Raw genomic sequence first — 14544 nt, forward strand, 5'->3', positions numbered from 1 at the left:
CTTCCCCGTCTCCGTCGACGGAGACGGGGAAGGCGAGAGTTATCTCCCGGGAGGGCACCAGGATGCGGACGTCGATCGACTCGGGGCGCAGGGCACCCTCGTGGATCCGGCGGACCGGGTCGCCGATGGCGAGCATCAGCGTCTCCGCCGTGTGGCACACGACGTCCACGCACACCCGCGGCGCGGCGAACGCCTCCACCAGTCGCGGCGCCAGCCCCACCATCGTGGGCTGAGGTTCGTCCCGGGTGGGCACGACCTCCGCGATCCGGGGCGGGCTGCCCTTGCTGATGTTGCTGAGCAGGCCGTCGTCCTGGAGGGCGCGCAGGGCCTGGCGGACCGTGCCGCGCTCCACACCGAACTCGTCGGCGAGCTCGGCCTGGGTGGGCAGGCGGTCGCCGGCGCGCAGGTCACCAGCGCGGATGCGGTCCCGCAGGATCTCGGCGATCTCCTGCGGCGAGAGCTTTCTACTGCCGTTCACTGCCACGTTCTCCTGGGTCACGACCAAACGCTACAACTTTGGTCCATCTAAGGGGAGTTGTTTGAAAGTTGTTTGCGAGTAGGTACCAACTGGGGATAAGTTAAACACAGTTGGTTGCCAACTTGGAAGAGATGGCGGAAGGTTCGCCTCCTCTCGCACATAGTTGGCAGCTGGGAAGAAGCCGCGCCTCCCGAGCACCGGTGGGCACAGCCCAGCACCGCAGCACCATCGCACTCCTCCCGCCCGCCCTCTCACACCCGAAGGAGGTGCCACGATGCCCGCCATAGCTCTTCTCTCCGCCCTCTTCGTCGTCGGTTTCGAGCAGTTCGTCGAGTGGCGGTACGGTCCGAGCGGCGCCGTCGGACTGCTGCTGCTCACCGTGGGTCTCAAGGTCAAGAGCCCCACCTGCAGCTCGGTCGGCGCCGTCGTCCTCGCCCTGATGTTCGCAAGGCCGACCCTGTGACCTGGAATAACAATGGCCCGGAATGACAAGGACCTGGAATGACAAGGACCCGGAATCCGGGGAACCGTCACACCGAACCCGTGGGAGATCTCAGCCCGTGAGCACCAGCTCCGAGCTGATGGTCTCCCACAGTGCGTTGAACCACAGGTGCGACTGCTCCACGAACGTGGTGGCCCGCAGGCCCTCCCCCTGCTCGAACGCGAACAGCGTCGACTGGGTCCCCTCCGCGTCGTACGTCTCCAGGTACTCGTGGTCGATCTCCTCGCCGCGCCGCTTCAGCGTGTAGTACGCGAAGAGCGCCTCCGCGTCGTTGAGCAGGTACAACTTCACCGGCGGAGTGAACGGCAGGGCCCGGAACGTGATGTGTACGTCGATGCCGTGCGTCGCCCGTAACGCCAGCAGGTTGTGCTTGAGGACCTGGCCCTGGGCGTTGCGCTGGGCCAGCCAGCGGCGCTGCACCCGCTCGCCGTCCTCCGTCGCGTCCACCGCCGCCGGAAAGGCGAGATCGATGTCGCGGGACGGCAGGAGTACGCGAACGTCGATTCTGGCCGGTTTTGTTCGGCCCTCATGGATGAGACGCAGCGGTTCGCCCATCGCGAGCGTCAGCGAGACGGCCGTCAGACACAGTGCGTCGATCGCCACGTGCGGCACGGCGAAGGCGGCCGTGATCCGGGAGGCCAGCGCCACCATGGTGCTCTGCGGCGGAGCTCCCGGCCCGGTCAGCGCCTTCTCCACGTCCTCGGCGACGGTCGCCGGGCTGCCCTTGGTCACGTTGGACAGCAGGTCCTCCGACTGCAGGATGCGCAGCGCATGCCGTACGGTCCCGCGCTCGACTCCGAACTCGTCGGCGAGCCTGGCCTGGGTGGGCATACGCTCTCCCGCCCGCAGCTCACCCGACAGGATCCGGCTGCGCAGCTCGGCGGCCACCTCTTGGTGGGACAGCTGTGACCGTTGTGCCCTCTTCCGCCCATTGGCGGCGGCGTGTTCGGGTTCCACGGCCAAACCCTACAACTTCACGCCATCTTTGGGCAGTTACTGTGAAGGTGGTTATGAGCCGCATCCAAGTGGAGATAACTTCCTTGGAGTTGGTAACCAACTTGAGCAACATGGTCAAACTTCCGAAGGGTTGGCCACCAGAGTCGCACTAGGTGACCAGGTGGACGGTCCCAGCGGGGGTCCGCCTCCCCGTCCCGAAGGAGGGACCGCATGCCGCTCATCGCCATCGTCATAGCCGCCCTTGCCATCGGCCTGGAGCAGTTGCTCCAGGTGAAGTACGGAGCGATGGGCGTCGTCGCCTTCGTCGCCCTCGCCATCGGTATCAAGGCCAAGAACTCAATGATCAGCGGCATCGGGGCAGTGATCCTCGTCGTGCTGCTCGCCCAGTCCGGCTGATCGGGCCTCACCGCCCGCCCAGTCCGGCCGACCGGGTTCCCTTCCGGAGGGGAGCCGGGAGCCCGGTCGGCCCGCACCACCGCGGCCCGGTCCGCCGCCCGCGGAAGCACAGGAACAACAACCACAACTGAACAGCTACAACTGCACAGCTACGACTACAACTGAACAGCTACGGATGAACAGTCACGCATGAACAGTCACGCATGAACAGCTACGGATGAGGAACCGAAGTAACCCGGAGCTCCGGGGCCCTCAGAAACGGCCCCGGAACCCCGGCCCTCAGAAGATGTCCGGGCACCACGGTCGCCTGGACGTACGCAGCAGGGCGTCGGCCACCAGGGCGGCGCCCGCTCGTTCTTCCCGGACCCGGCCCAGCGCCACGAGCCGGACCGCGGACTCGTCCCCGAGCCACAGCGTCCCCAACTCACCCACACTGAGCGTGAGTTCGGCGTCCTCGGTGGTCCGCGCGCAGCTCGCGCCCTCGGGCGAGGCGTCCAGCCGGTACCGTCCCCCGGCAGGCCCGTCCGCGTCGACCACCTCCAGGACGAGGGAGCTCGTCGCCCCGTACGTACGCGCCTCCAGCGCCGCCACCACATCCAGGACCCGCACCCACAGGCAGTCGGCCTGCGCGGTGATCCCCGCCGCGCGCGGGTCCGGCAACAGATGCGGCAGCAGGTCGTCGGGAGCCCGCCATCCCGTCTTGACCGTCGTGACCCAGTCGATCGAGCAGATGTACCGCCACAGGGCGCGCTCCGCCGCCGGCGAGACGGCGAGCATGTCCTTGACCTCCGCGGTCTCCACCGGCTGCTTCCTGTCCCCCCAGCGTTCGTCCACGGTGTACGTGAGCAGGCCCTCGACCTCGCCCCGCGCACTGCGGTACACGGCATGGAAGGGCTCGGTCCAGGCGACCCGGTCCGGTACCAGCGCCCCGGTGGCGACCTGCCACCACCGCTCGCTCCGGTCGACCACGCCCGGCTTCGCCCGCCTGAGCCGCTCGTGCAGTTCCGGCCCGGTCTTCCGTACGTACGCGCCGTCCACCAGGTCGATACGGCCGCCGTCGTCAGGACCCGCCCAGCGACGGTCGAGCCCCGCTCTCGGGACGTCGATCGTCCACTCGGCGACCGTGGTGGCCGCCCCGAACCCGTACCGACCGTAGATCGGATACTCCGCGGATATCAGTGTCGCCACGACATCGCCGCGTTCCCTGGCGGCGGCCAGGCCCTGGGCCATCATCCGCGTCAGGATTCCCCGCCGGCGGTGGGTCGAGGTCACGGACACGTTCGTGACGGCGTCGGCCCGCACGGCCGCACCGCCCACCGCCGTGATCTCCTGCGCGAACGACCGGAAGGTCCCCACGCACCGCTCACCGTCGAAGGCCCCCAGCGTCCGCTCGGGCACGAGGTAACTGCCGCGGTCCTCGATCTCGGCCCCGGACGCGGTCGGTGGCCGCTGGAACCCCGCGTTCAGCGCGCGGACCCACTCCGGGATCTCGTCGTCACGGATGAGGCGTACGTCGATGTCCTGGCACGAGTTCATGCGCCCACGCTAAGGGCTGTCCGGTCGATCACGGTGAAGGGAAGTTGCGGTGGCATGCGTGCGGATTTCCGTGCGCGGGGGCACAGGGGGCGGATGCGGCCGTCCCCCGTACACCTCCTGCCACACTCCTGCGCCTGCCGCCGACCCTCCGAAGCCCCTCACCAGGGCACCTACACAAGCAGGTCCTCGACCTGGGCCTCGCCCTCGCGGTATCTGCGGGCGATCTCCGCGCTGCAGTCGTCGGCCGTCCGCTGCAACCGCTGCCGGCTCCGCGACACCTGCTGCTCGTACCGCACGAGCCGCCCCATCGCGGTGTTCAGCTCCAGATCCGTACGCGCCTCCAGGTCGGACAGTTCGACCTCGGCGAGCATGTCGCCGGCCAGCCGCCGGTACTCCTCGCTGTACGGCGTCCCCACGGTCACGTGCCGCGCCGACGAGCGGTGCCTGGCGGGCGCGTCCGTCAAAATCTCCGACAGCCGCGCGACGACCGACGCCTCCCCGGCGTACTGAGTCCCGCGACCACCGGCCGGGCCTCCTCGGGGGTCCGTACGCCGCCTCAGCTCGGCCCGCAGAATGTCGATCCGCCCCTGCAACAGCCGCCGTACGTAACTCAGATCGGCCTCGTCCCGCTGCGCGTCCTTGCGCAGGGCGCGCAGCTCGGGCAGTGCGGACAGCCGCAGGACGTCCGGATCGGGCAGATCGGGCAGATCGGGCGCGGGCTCCGGCGCCGGACTGTCCGTCCGCTGGGTGGGCGGACGCGCCACGACCGGAAGCACCGCCGCCAGCGACGACGATGCCGATGATGGTGACAGTGATGGTGACGATGCTTCCGGCGGCTCCCCCCTGATCAGCGAAACGAACCCGGGTGACTGCCCCGTACTCGGTGTGCTCATGTGCCTCAACCGTCCCCTCGACCGGCGTGTGTGAGCATCGTGCCACCCCCAGTGGCCGCTATGTGACCGAGTGCCCCCGATCAACCCCAGATGGACGGTTAAGCAGCAATAAGAAAGACCCCGTACGGAGCTCGTCCGGACGCACGGCATGATGGTTCGTATGCGTGCGGTGGTGCAGAGGGTGGACGGCGCGAGCGTCGTCGTGAACGGTGAGACGGTCGGGGAGATCAGCGGCGAGGGGCTGTGCGTCCTCGTCGGGGTGACCCACGAGGACACGAAGGAGAAGGCGGCCCAACTGGCCCGCAAACTCTGGTCGATCCGGATGCTGGCCGACGAGAGGTCGTGCTCCGACATCGACGCACCGCTGCTCGTCATCAGCCAGTTCACCCTTTACGGGGACGCCCGCAAGGGCCGGCGCCCCACCTGGAACGCGGCGGCGCCCGGCGATGTGGCCGAGCCGCTCGTCGACGAGGTCGTGGCCCAACTCCGTTCGCTGGGCGCGACGGTGGCCACGGGCCGGTTCGGCGCGCAGATGCGGGTCTCGCTGACGAACGACGGCCCGTTCACCGTGCTGATCGACATGTGAGCCGCAGGCACCGGGCACCGGAACCGATGCCCACGGGTCGGCACGGCTACGCCTACGGCTCGACCACGACCTCCTGGGCCGCCGCCGTCGTGTCGGCCACCAAAGGGGCGTCCACGGGCACGTTCCGCTTGACGAGGCCCAGGGCGATCGGGCCGAGCTCGTGATGCCGTACGGACGTCGTGATGAAGCCGATCTTGCGTCCTTCCGGCCCCTCGTCCGCGAGACGCAACTCCGTGCCGTGCGGCGGCAGATGGACCTCGCTGCCGTCCAGGTGCAGGAAGACGAGCCTGCGCGGCGGCTTGCCCAGGTTCTGCACGCGGGCGACGGTCTCCTGGCCGCGGTAGCAGCCCTTCTGCAGATGCACCGCGCTGCCGATCCAGCCCAGCTCGTGCGGGATGGTGCGGTGGTCGGTCTCGAAGCCGAGCCGCGGCCGGTGCTGCTCGACGCGCAGCGCCTCGTACCCGAGCAGTCCGACCGCCGGGCCGTGCTTCCCGGCGTCCTGCGCGAACGCCTCCAGGTCCGCGCGCGGCAGGAGCAGATCCCGCCCGTACGACGTCTCGCGTACGACGACACCCTCGGGGACCTCGGCGATCGAACCGGCCGGCAGGTGCACGACCGCGATGTCGCCGGTGCGGTCGGTGACCTCGACCCGGTAGAAGAACTTCATCGACTCCAGGTACGCGATCAGCGCGTCCTGGCTGTCGGGTTCCACGTGCGCCCAGGTCGTCGTCCCGTCGTCGACGAGATACAGCGCGTGCTCCACATGGCCGTGCGCGGAGAGGATCAGCGCCTCCGTGGCCCGGCCCGCCGGAAGATCGCTGACGTGCTGGGTGAGCAGGAGGTGCAGCCAGCTGAGCCGGTCGTCACCGGTGACTGCGACCACCCCACGGTGCGAGAGGTCCACGAAACCGGTGCCGTCGGCGAGGGCACGCTGTTCGCGGAACAGGTCGCCGTAGTGGGCGGCTACACCTTCGTCCACGCCCTCGGCGGGAACGGCACCGGGCAGGGACAGCAGAGGGCTCTTCATATCCACACAGCCTACGACCGTGCGGGCGTCGTTTTTATTTCCCGGTACCGGGCTTCGCCGCGCAGTCCTCACAGTCCGCACAGCGGCCGAAGATCGCGAAGTGCTTCATGTCGGTGACGAAGCCGAAGGTCTCGCGCAGCTTGGCGGTGAAATCGGCGGCGACCTCGATGTCCGCCTCGATGACGTTCGTGCAGTCGCGGCAGACCAGATGGATGTGATGGTGCCGGTCCGCGAGGTGGTACGTGGGCGCGCCGTGCCCCAGGTGGGCATGGGAGACCAGCGCGAGCTCCTCCAGGAGCTCCAGGGTCCGGTACACCGTGGAGATGTTGACCCCCGACGCCGTCTTCCGCACTTCCACGAGGATGTCGTCGGGAGTCGCGTGCTCCAGGGTGTCCACCGCTTCGAGCACGAGCTGCCGCTGAGGCGTCAGCCGGTAGCCGCGCTGCCGCAGATCGCTCTTCCAGTCGGTGCCTTCGGTGCCTTCGGCGCCCGCGGTGCTTTCGATGCCTTCGGTGCTGCTTCCGGTGCTCACCACACTCGGAAGTCTAGGACTATTTGAAGAAAGCGATCCCGTCGTCCGGCAGGTCGTCCGGGAGTGCCTTCGCCCAGCGCTCGACGTCTTCCGCGCCGACGACCTTCTTGAGCTGCGCCGACATGTACGGGCGGAGCGCGACCTCGGGGGTCTGCTTCTCGCCGACCCACATCAGATCGCTTTTCACATAGCCGTACAGACGCTTGCCGCCGGTGTACGGGCCCGAGGCGGCCGTGCGCGCGACCGCGTCCGTGACCAGGTCGATCTGCGGCTTCTTGGCGGCCAGGTCGCCGTACCAGATCTCCACCACGCCGTCGTCGCGGACCATCACGACCTCGACCTTGCGGTTCTCGTCGATGCGCCAGAAGCCGGACTCCGACTCCAGCGGGCGCACCTTGTTGCCCTCGGAGTCGAGGACCCAGGTGTGCGAGTGGTACTCCAGGAAGTCCCGGCCGTCGTGGGTGAAGCTGACTTCCTGGCCGAAGTTGCACTTCTCGGCGCCGGGGAAGTCGTGCACGCCCGCGCCGGTCCACTCGCCGAGCAGGAAGACGAGGGGGACAAGGTCCTTGTGCAGGTCGGACGGGATCTCGATCATGAGGTCGGCAGTTCCTAGGTGGGGGTCAGCGCTGGCCCTGGTACAGCTTCTTCACGGCGAGCCCGGTGAAGGCGAGAACGCCGACGCAGACCAGGATCAGCAGGATTTCGAAGAAGTACTCAAGCACGGGGTGCTCCTCGGGTGACGCGGTGGCGGGCAGTACAGAGCCGGTCCCCACTCTAGTGGGGTGGGAACCGGCCCTCTCTCCGAGGTCCGCCGGTCAGCTCAGGAGCTGGCTCTGCAGGACCACGGTCTGCCGGAACGGCACGACCTTGGCGGTGCCCTTGCGGGACTGCACGATCACGGCGACCGTGTCGCCCGCGGACAGGTAGGCCTGCCGGACCTGCTCGGCGCCGTACGGTTCGGTCTCCGCGTACGGCGAGCGGCTGACGTCGGCGAGCTCGCTCTCCGCCTTGAAACCCTCGTCCCGGTCGAACTCGTCCGCCCCGCGCACGGCGAACGCCGGGCTGTTGTAGCGGACCAGTTCGGTCGCGTACATGTCGTCCGCGACGGCCGCGGTGTCGAACCGCAGCAGGTAGATCCGCGTGTGCGTGCCGTCCGGCGTGGTCCAGCCGCGGGCGGCGATGTGCCGCAGCCCGTAGTCGGTCATCACCTGGTCGGCGGCCGTGCGGTCCTCCTTCGACGTGAACTCCGCCAGGAAGTCCTTCGTCGCGAGCCAGCCGTCCTTGCCGCGCAGCGCCTTGTCGGCCTTCGCGCCCTTGGGCGCGGGGAGTACGAGTTCGCGCAGGTCGGCGTAGTGGGCGGCGGCCGCGTTGACCTCCGCGAAGGGGGCCGGGCTGCCGGCGGGCAGCGGCGGCTTGACGAGCTCCGGGTAGTCCCAGCGCCCGTCCGGCTCGGTCGCGAGACCCGGCAGGTCGGTGCGCTCCGGCTGCGTGACGCCGTACGCGGCAGCCGTACCGACCGCCGCGAACGCCACGGCGACGGCGGTCCACCGCAGCACGGCACGCAGGACACGGCGGTCTTTCGCGACCTTGGGCGGCGGCGGTGCGGGCAGCAGCTCGGGTGGTACGGGTGGTACCGCCGGTACCGGCGGTACCGGCGGCGCTCCTTCGGGGACCGACGGGGTTGCCGCGGCTGCGGAAGGCGAGTCGGGCAAAGAAGGCACCACACTCTGCTCTGCCTGCTGCTCTGCCTGCTGGGTCATACCGCCTCCCCCGGGTCGGTGATGCGGTCCAGCTGAGTGCGCAGCAGCAACTCGACTCCCTTGGTGTTCAGTGGCTTGAGCCCGGACGCGGTGGCACTGACCAGCACGTCTCCCTCGTACGCGGAGCAGACCATCGCCTCGATCTCATCGTCTGTGATCTTGGGCTGGAGGAAACACTGGGCGTTCTTGTGGCCCTTGATCTTCGGGCCCTCGCGGAAGACGTCCAGGGCGTCGAGGAACTCGTTCTGGAATGTCGCGATGTCCCGGACCTCCGCCTTGTTCTCCATCCGGGACAGCACGACGCTCACGTCGAAGGGCTTCTCCGAGTCGTCGTAGAAGTTGCCCGACGCGCTGACGTAGCTGCGCATCGCCATGCCCTGGAGCCGCTGCTTGTCGATCTGCCTCTCCAGGCGCCGTCGCTGGGAACGGGGCAGGCCGCGCAGTGACTCCTTGCGCAGGGCGGTGGCCTGGGCGCCGCCGAGCTGGACGTCGTAGCCGTAGTCGCCGAGGTCGGGTCCGCGGCTCCACTCGTCCTCCGTGTACGGCACGAGCAGGCCGGCGAGACCGGTGGCGGCGGCCGGCTTGTCGTCGTCCGCCGTCTCCTTCGGGAGGTTCCAGACGGGCGCGCCCGCGTCACGGTCGGCGTCGTCGACGGTCACGACGGTGTAGCCGGTGCCGGCGACGACGGCGGCGACCAGGAGACCGAGACCGACGAGGGTGGCGATACGGCCACGGCGTACGGGCTTCTTGGCGGCCGGCTCGACAGGCGCGACGGGCTCGACCGACGGCACGGCGTCCACCGGGACGGCATCCACTGGCGCGGACTCAGCCACAGGGGCGGGCTCCGTCGCAGGGGCGGGCTCCGTCGCAGGCGCGCTGCTCGGGTTGTTCTCGCTCACAGCCGCTCCATCTGCCGCTCGGCCAGGTCCATGATCTTCGCTTTGCTGATCGGCTTGGTGTCGTTCACGAAGATCTGCATGGCGATGTCGCCCCGCCAGGCGTGCGCCTCGGCCGAGTACATCGGGAGGTATCCGGCCTTGGTCTCAGGCTGCTTCCGGACGTACGCCATGCCGTCGCTCGTGCCGGGAACGGTCCAGTTGTCCGTCTCCTCCTCCGCCTCGAACTCCAGCTCGCTCGCCACCCAGTCACGGGCGGTCAGGCCCTCCTCCTGGCGGTACTGCACCAGTCGGACCACGACCGTGTTCGTACGGCCCGTCCGCCAGACGGTGATGGCCGCGCGCCGGAACGCGTCGTCGATGAGGTCGCGGTAGGCCCCCGTCGGCTTGGTGTACCCGTCGGCGAACGCGGCGAGGCCCAGCCAGCCGTCGGCGCTTCCGTCGGACGTGATGTCCCGCGTCCCGCTCGGCCGCTTGATCAGCAGCTTGCGCAGGTCACCGTCGGTCCGCACCCTGCGGTCCTGCGCGGCCGACAGGGGCTGCGGCCCCTTGCCCTTGGCCTGCGGCAGCGACGGCTGCGAGAGCGACGGCAGCTTGGTCGGCTCACGGTTGGCCTGGACCAGGTATCCGGCACAGGTACCGGCGACCAGTCCCAGCACGGCGCCTGCGGCGATCAGGAGCGTCGTACGCCCACGGCGGCGCACACGCACCACAGGCGCCGGTTCCTCCACCACACCCGGCGCTTCAGGCACCGCAGGCACTTCAGGCACCGCAGACATCGCAGGTACTTCAACAGGTCTTTCGGGTACTTCCAAGACGACGTCCCCCACAGAACGTGAAGCACGGATTCCCTATCCGCGCGCACAGGAGACCCATGGCCAATGCTTTGGGTTGCAAGGGAGTTGATTACGATTCGGGCATGGCGAAGAAGCTAGTGATCAAGGTGACGGCAGGGGCCGACGCCCCCGAACGCTGCTCGCAGGCCTTCACGGTGGCGGCGGTCGCCGTGGCCAGCGGGGTGGACGTCTCGCTCTGGCTGACCGGCGAGTCCGCGTGGTTCGCGCTGCCGGGCCGGGCCGCCGAGTTCGAGCTGCCGCACGCGGCCCCGCTCCCCGACCTCCTCGACTCGATCCTGGCCGGGGGCAGGCTCACCCTCTGCACTCAGTGCGCGGCCCGCCGCGACATCGCGGAGAAGGACGTCATCGACGGCGTACGGATCGCGGGCGCGCAGGTCTTCGTCCAGGAGGCCCTGGCGGACGACACCCAGGCACTCGTGTACTGAGAGCACGTGTACTCAGAGCACGTGTACTGAGAGCCCGGTCCCGGCTCAGGCCCGGCTCAGGCGTCGTCGTGCTCGGGCTCCGGCGTCTGCACCCACAGGCAGAACGGGTGCCCGGCGGGGTCGAGCAGCACCCGTACGTCGTCCTGCGGCTGGTACGCGGCGAGCGTGGCACCCTCGGCCACGGCTCGCGCGGTCTCGCCCTCCAGGTCGTCGGCGTCGTCGACCTCGATGTCCAGGTGCAGCATCATCTGCTGCTCGCCGGATTTCGTGGCCGGCCAGACGGGCCGTACGTACTCGCGCTCGGTCGCGAAGGCGAGCCCGATGCCCTCGGTGCCGGGCGGCGGCCCGATGAGCACCCAGTCGGGTTCGTCGGCGCGTACCTCGTAACCGAGCAGTCGCCGGTAGAAGCCGGCCAGCACGTGCACGTCGTCCGTGTCGAGCACCACCGTGGAGACCTTCGTACGCGTACGGGCCATGGGCACCTCTTCCGCTGCCGCTTCTGCCTCTTCCCGGTTTCTACCGCCGTCGTTTCTTGCCGTCCAGTTCGTCCCACCACTCGTCGGACCTGGTGTCGCCCGAGGGGTCGTCCCACCAGCGGTCGTCGGGGCCTCGGCGGTTGGCCGTCATGGCCGCGAGCGGCGGGATCACCATGGCCACGACGCACATGCCGACGGCGACGGGGACCGACCAGAGCCGTACGACTCCCCAGGCCAGTACGAACAGCCCGATGCATGTGCCCATCATGGCGAAGTAGACGTGACGCCTTCGCGCATACATACGTCCAGGGTAGAACCGTCAAGCCGAAGGGCCGCACCCCTTACCGGAAAGCGTCCAACCCCCGGGGGTGCGGCCCTTCGGCCGTTCATACGGTGCGAACCGTCGGATGACTCAAACGGTTCAGCGGTTCTGGCGGTTCAGCGGTTCTGGCGGTTCAGACGGCGATGGCCACCTCGGCCAGGCCGCCGGTCTGGGCGACGACCGTGCGGTCCGCCGTGCCGCCCGGAACGAGGGCGCGAACGGTCCAGGTGCCCTCGGCCGCGTAGAAGCGGAACTGTCCGGTCGCCGAGGTCGGCACCTCGGCGGTGAACTCGCCCGTCGAGTCCAGGAGGCGGACGTAGCCCACCACCGGCTCGCCGTCCTTGGTCACGTGACCCTGGATGGTGGTCTCACCGGGCTTGATCGTCGAGGCGTCCGGGCCGCCGGCCTTCGCTCCACACATGTTTCGTTTCCGTCCTTGAGACGTTTGAGGCGTTTGGGACCTTCGAGTCCTTGAGGGTTACTTGCCGGCGCCGAGCTCGATCGGTACGCCGACGAGGGAGCCGTACTCGGTCCACGAACCGTCGTAGTTCTTGACGTTCTCGACACCGAGCAGCTCGTGCAGCACGAACCAGGTCAGCGCGGAACGCTCACCGATGCGGCACAGGGCGATGGTGTCCTTCGACAGGTCGACCTGCTCGTCCTCGTAGAGGGCCTTGAGCTCGTCGTCCGACTTGAACGTGCCGTCGTCGTTGGCGTTCTTCGACCACGGGATGTTGCGGGAACTCGGCACGTGGCCGGGGCGCTGCGACTGCTCCTGCGGCAGGTGCGCGGGGGCGAGCAGCTTGCCGGAGAACTCGTCGGGCGAGCGGACGTCGACGATGTTCTGCTGACCGATCGCCGCCACGACGTCGTCGCGGAAGGCACGGATCGAGGCGTCCTGCGGCTTGGCCTTGTACGTGGTCGTGGCGCGCTCGGGGACCTGCGAGCCGTCGACCAGGTCGCGGGAGTCGAGCTCCCACTTCTTGCGGCCGCCGTCGAGGAGCTTCACGTTCTCGTGGCCGTAGAGCTTGAAGTACCAGTAGGCGTAGGACGCGAACCAGTTGTTGTTGCCGCCGTAGAGGACGACCAGGGTGTCGTTGGCGATGCCCTTGCCCGACAGGAGCTTCTCGAAGCCCTCCTGGTCGATGAAGTCACGGCGGACCGGGTCCTGGAGGTCCTTGGTCCAGTCGATCCGGATGGCGTTCCTGATGTGGTTCTTCTCGTACGCGGACGTGTCCTCGTCGACCTCGACGACGGCCACGTTCGGGTCGTCCAGGTGCTCCTGGACCCAGTCGGCGTCTACCAGGACGTCACTGCGGCTCATGCTTGTTCTCCTCCGGGGCAGTTGCGGCGGGGCTGTGCGTCAGTGAGGGTGCGGTGCGGGACGCGCTCGGCGGTCGTGGCCGCTCGGGGCGTACGCGGCGCGAGGGCGGCCCCGACAAAAAAGAGGTCGAAGTGCCCGGCTCGCGGAAGACGGATGCTTCCGCTCAGAAGGTGCGACAGAGCATGGCGGCCACGCGGCACAGGTCTACTGCCCGCCGCTTCGTGAGGTCCGCCTGGCGCTTCATGCCGTCGATCGTAAGGACGGACAGGCAGGCATGTCACCGGCGTGTCGCATGCTGAGACGCGATCGTCCGCGATGTGGGATGCGGAGCGGGTGCAGGGGGCGCGCGGTCTGCTCCGGCGCGCTCCCTGGGCCCTTGTAGCCCTCGTCACACAGGCTGCGCGTCCGCCCCGCATCTGCGGTGCGGACGGGTCCGTCTCGCCCTTCGGACGACCCGCCGGGTATTGGGTGCAACTACCCGACGAGGCTGACGTTCGAACCCTTCACCTCGATGTCGACGCCCTTGTCGGCCGCCTCCACCTTGTCGAGCTTGATGCCGCCGGGCAGACCGTCGATCTTCTGCTCGAAGTCGGTGATCAGGCGGGCCTTGTCCTCGGCGAGCTGCACGCCCAGGTTGGGCAGGGAGTCCGCGTGCACCACGACGACGTCGCCCTTGACGCTGACCGAGCTGAGCACGGAGACCGGGCTGGGAAGCTTCGTGCCGAGCACGGTGGCCTCCACCTTGACCTTGATCTTGCCGTTGCCGCCGTCGGAGAGGCCGACCACCTGGGCGGTGACCCCGCTCGCGACGTCCACGGGCTCGGCCTTGGCCGCCTTGAGGAGCTCGGCGTACGAGACCGTGGCCGTGCCGGTGGCCGAGGAGGCCTTCGCGGAGCTGTAGTCGCCGGAGAACGCCACGCCCCGCATCTCAGCGGTGAGGTTCTCGATACGGATCTTGGAGGGCGCGCGGCCCGTCACGCTGCCCGTCGTGCCACTCGTGTCGGCGTCGTAGTCCTTGATGCCGACCTCGACCTCGTCCAGCTCGCCGCCGGCCACCTGGGTGAGGAAGGGGAAGCCCTTGATCGACACGTCCGGCTTGCTGGCCAGGCCCTCGTTGGTCTTGAGCCTGTCCGCCGCCTCGTCCTCCGCGAAGCCCACGGCGACGCGGTCGGCGATGACGAAGAGTCCGCCCAGGACGACGATCACGATCAGAAGTATTCGCAGTGCTCGCATTGTCTCCGTGTTCCCCCACCTCGGCGGTTCTTCTCCGCGAGAGTAACCCTGTGGGGGCCTCCGGCCGGGGGACGGGGTGAGTTGTCGATCAGCTGTGACAGGGGTGGCCCTGTCTGTCCCGTTCCTGGGGCCGGTTCAGGGGCCGGCCCCCGAGTCAGTGACAGAAGAACCCTCAGACCAGCGCCCGACCCAGCAAATAGACAACCGGCGCCGCCGCCGCGAGCGGCAGCGCCACCCCCGCCGTGAAGTGGACGAATTTCGACGGATAGTCGTAACTGGCGACCCGATGCCCCACCAGGGCACAGACCCCGACCCCCGCACCGAGAACCGCCCCACCCGTACCC

General features: G+C 68.8%; 20 protein-coding genes. 4 read left to right on the top strand and 16 right to left on the bottom strand.

What is annotated here, in order from left to right:
- Positions 1–505 (bottom strand): winged helix-turn-helix domain-containing protein (locus AOK01_RS18880; protein ID WP_157871357.1); only part of this gene is annotated, 505 nt, incomplete at its 3' end.
- Positions 506–752: 247 nt separating this feature from the next.
- Here AOK01_RS18880 and AOK01_RS18885 point away from each other — a divergent pair.
- Entirely contained in the window at positions 753–941 is a 189-nt protein-coding gene (locus AOK01_RS18885; protein WP_055513173.1) for a hypothetical protein, read from the top strand.
- 90 nt (positions 942–1031) lie between these two features.
- On the opposite strand, the gene AOK01_RS18890 is transcribed toward AOK01_RS18885, so the two are convergent.
- Complete coding sequence (locus AOK01_RS18890) at positions 1032–1943, bottom strand: winged helix-turn-helix domain-containing protein (RefSeq protein ID WP_079103541.1); 912 nt, start codon at positions 1941–1943, stop codon at positions 1032–1034.
- Between the two features lie 204 nt (positions 1944–2147).
- On the opposite strand from AOK01_RS18890, the gene AOK01_RS18895 reads away from it, so the two are divergent.
- A complete protein-coding gene (locus tag AOK01_RS18895) occupies positions 2148–2333 on the top strand; it encodes a hypothetical protein (RefSeq protein ID WP_055513178.1) in 186 nt (61 codons plus the stop codon).
- 279 nt (positions 2334–2612) lie between these two features.
- Here the strand turns inward: AOK01_RS18895 and AOK01_RS18900 are convergent, their stop codons facing one another.
- A complete protein-coding gene (locus tag AOK01_RS18900) occupies positions 2613–3869 on the bottom strand; it encodes a GNAT family N-acetyltransferase (protein WP_055513180.1) in 1257 nt (418 codons plus the stop codon).
- Between the two features lie 170 nt (positions 3870–4039).
- A complete protein-coding gene (locus AOK01_RS18905; RefSeq protein WP_079103543.1) occupies positions 4040–4762 on the bottom strand; it encodes an RsiG family protein in 723 nt (240 codons plus the stop codon).
- A 160-nt stretch (positions 4763–4922) separates the two neighbouring features.
- Here AOK01_RS18905 and dtd point away from each other — a divergent pair, with 160 nt between their 5' ends.
- Positions 4923–5348, top strand: a complete 426-nt coding sequence (gene dtd, locus AOK01_RS18910) for a D-aminoacyl-tRNA deacylase (protein WP_055513182.1) — start codon at positions 4923–4925, stop codon at positions 5346–5348.
- Between the two features lie 52 nt (positions 5349–5400).
- Here dtd and ygfZ read toward each other — a convergent pair whose 3' ends face one another.
- From ygfZ to AOK01_RS18940, 6 genes are all read right to left on the bottom strand, one after another.
- Complete coding sequence (ygfZ, locus tag AOK01_RS18915) at positions 5401–6375, bottom strand: CAF17-like 4Fe-4S cluster assembly/insertion protein YgfZ (protein WP_055513184.1); 975 nt, start codon at positions 6373–6375, stop codon at positions 5401–5403.
- A 34-nt stretch (positions 6376–6409) separates the two neighbouring features.
- Positions 6410–6880, bottom strand: coding sequence for a Fur family transcriptional regulator (locus AOK01_RS18920; RefSeq protein WP_055513201.1), 471 nt, complete (start codon positions 6878–6880; stop codon positions 6410–6412).
- A gap of 46 nt (positions 6881–6926) precedes the next feature.
- Complete coding sequence (locus AOK01_RS18925; RefSeq protein WP_055513186.1) at positions 6927–7502, bottom strand: heme-binding beta-barrel domain-containing protein; 576 nt, start codon at positions 7500–7502, stop codon at positions 6927–6929.
- Positions 7503–7722: 220 nt separating this feature from the next.
- Positions 7723–8667, bottom strand: coding sequence for a hypothetical protein (locus AOK01_RS18930; RefSeq protein ID WP_063792821.1), 945 nt, complete (start codon positions 8665–8667; stop codon positions 7723–7725).
- Positions 8664–9500 carry a hypothetical protein gene (locus tag AOK01_RS18935; protein ID WP_245702305.1) on the bottom strand — a complete coding sequence of 279 codons (837 nt, stop codon included), beginning with the start codon at positions 9498–9500 and terminating at the stop codon, positions 8664–8666. The genes AOK01_RS18930 and AOK01_RS18935 overlap by 4 nt, the downstream gene beginning before the upstream one ends.
- Before the next feature lie 62 nt (positions 9501–9562).
- The gene (locus AOK01_RS18940; RefSeq protein ID WP_157871359.1) at positions 9563–10315 is read right to left on the bottom strand and encodes a hypothetical protein; all 753 of its coding nucleotides are present in this window, start codon (positions 10313–10315) and stop codon (positions 9563–9565) included.
- A 167-nt stretch (positions 10316–10482) separates the two neighbouring features.
- Here AOK01_RS18940 and AOK01_RS18945 point away from each other — a divergent pair, with 167 nt between their 5' ends.
- Positions 10483–10845 carry a DsrE family protein gene (locus AOK01_RS18945; RefSeq protein ID WP_055513188.1) on the top strand — a complete coding sequence of 121 codons (363 nt, stop codon included), beginning with the start codon at positions 10483–10485 and terminating at the stop codon, positions 10843–10845.
- Between the two features lie 56 nt (positions 10846–10901).
- Here the strand turns inward: AOK01_RS18945 and AOK01_RS18950 are convergent, their stop codons facing one another.
- From AOK01_RS18950 to AOK01_RS18970, 6 genes are all read right to left on the bottom strand, one after another.
- The gene (locus AOK01_RS18950) at positions 10902–11321 is read right to left on the bottom strand and encodes a VOC family protein (RefSeq protein ID WP_055513190.1); all 420 of its coding nucleotides are present in this window, start codon (positions 11319–11321) and stop codon (positions 10902–10904) included.
- 40 nt (positions 11322–11361) lie between these two features.
- Positions 11362–11622 carry a DUF3099 domain-containing protein gene (locus tag AOK01_RS18955; protein WP_055513192.1) on the bottom strand — a complete coding sequence of 87 codons (261 nt, stop codon included), beginning with the start codon at positions 11620–11622 and terminating at the stop codon, positions 11362–11364.
- Between the two features lie 154 nt (positions 11623–11776).
- Entirely contained in the window at positions 11777–12064 is a 288-nt protein-coding gene (locus AOK01_RS18960; protein ID WP_055513194.1) for a DUF1416 domain-containing protein, read from the bottom strand.
- A 57-nt stretch (positions 12065–12121) separates the two neighbouring features.
- Positions 12122–12967 (bottom strand): sulfurtransferase, encoded by an 846-nt coding sequence (locus tag AOK01_RS18965; RefSeq protein ID WP_055513196.1) that lies wholly within the window; start codon positions 12965–12967, stop codon positions 12122–12124.
- Positions 12968–13130: 163 nt separating this feature from the next.
- Positions 13131–13211 (bottom strand): putative leader peptide, encoded by an 81-nt coding sequence (locus AOK01_RS46575; protein WP_350310325.1) that lies wholly within the window; start codon positions 13209–13211, stop codon positions 13131–13133.
- Between the two features lie 230 nt (positions 13212–13441).
- Positions 13442–14200: an LmeA family phospholipid-binding protein gene (locus AOK01_RS18970; protein ID WP_055513197.1), complete on the bottom strand. Its 759-nt coding sequence runs from the start codon at positions 14198–14200 to the stop codon at positions 13442–13444.
- Between the last annotated feature and the right edge of the window lie 344 nt (positions 14201–14544).

The sequence above is a fragment of the Streptomyces aurantiacus genome (assembly GCF_001418335.1).
GTDB lineage: Bacteria > Actinomycetota > Actinomycetes > Streptomycetales > Streptomycetaceae > Streptomyces > Streptomyces aurantiacus.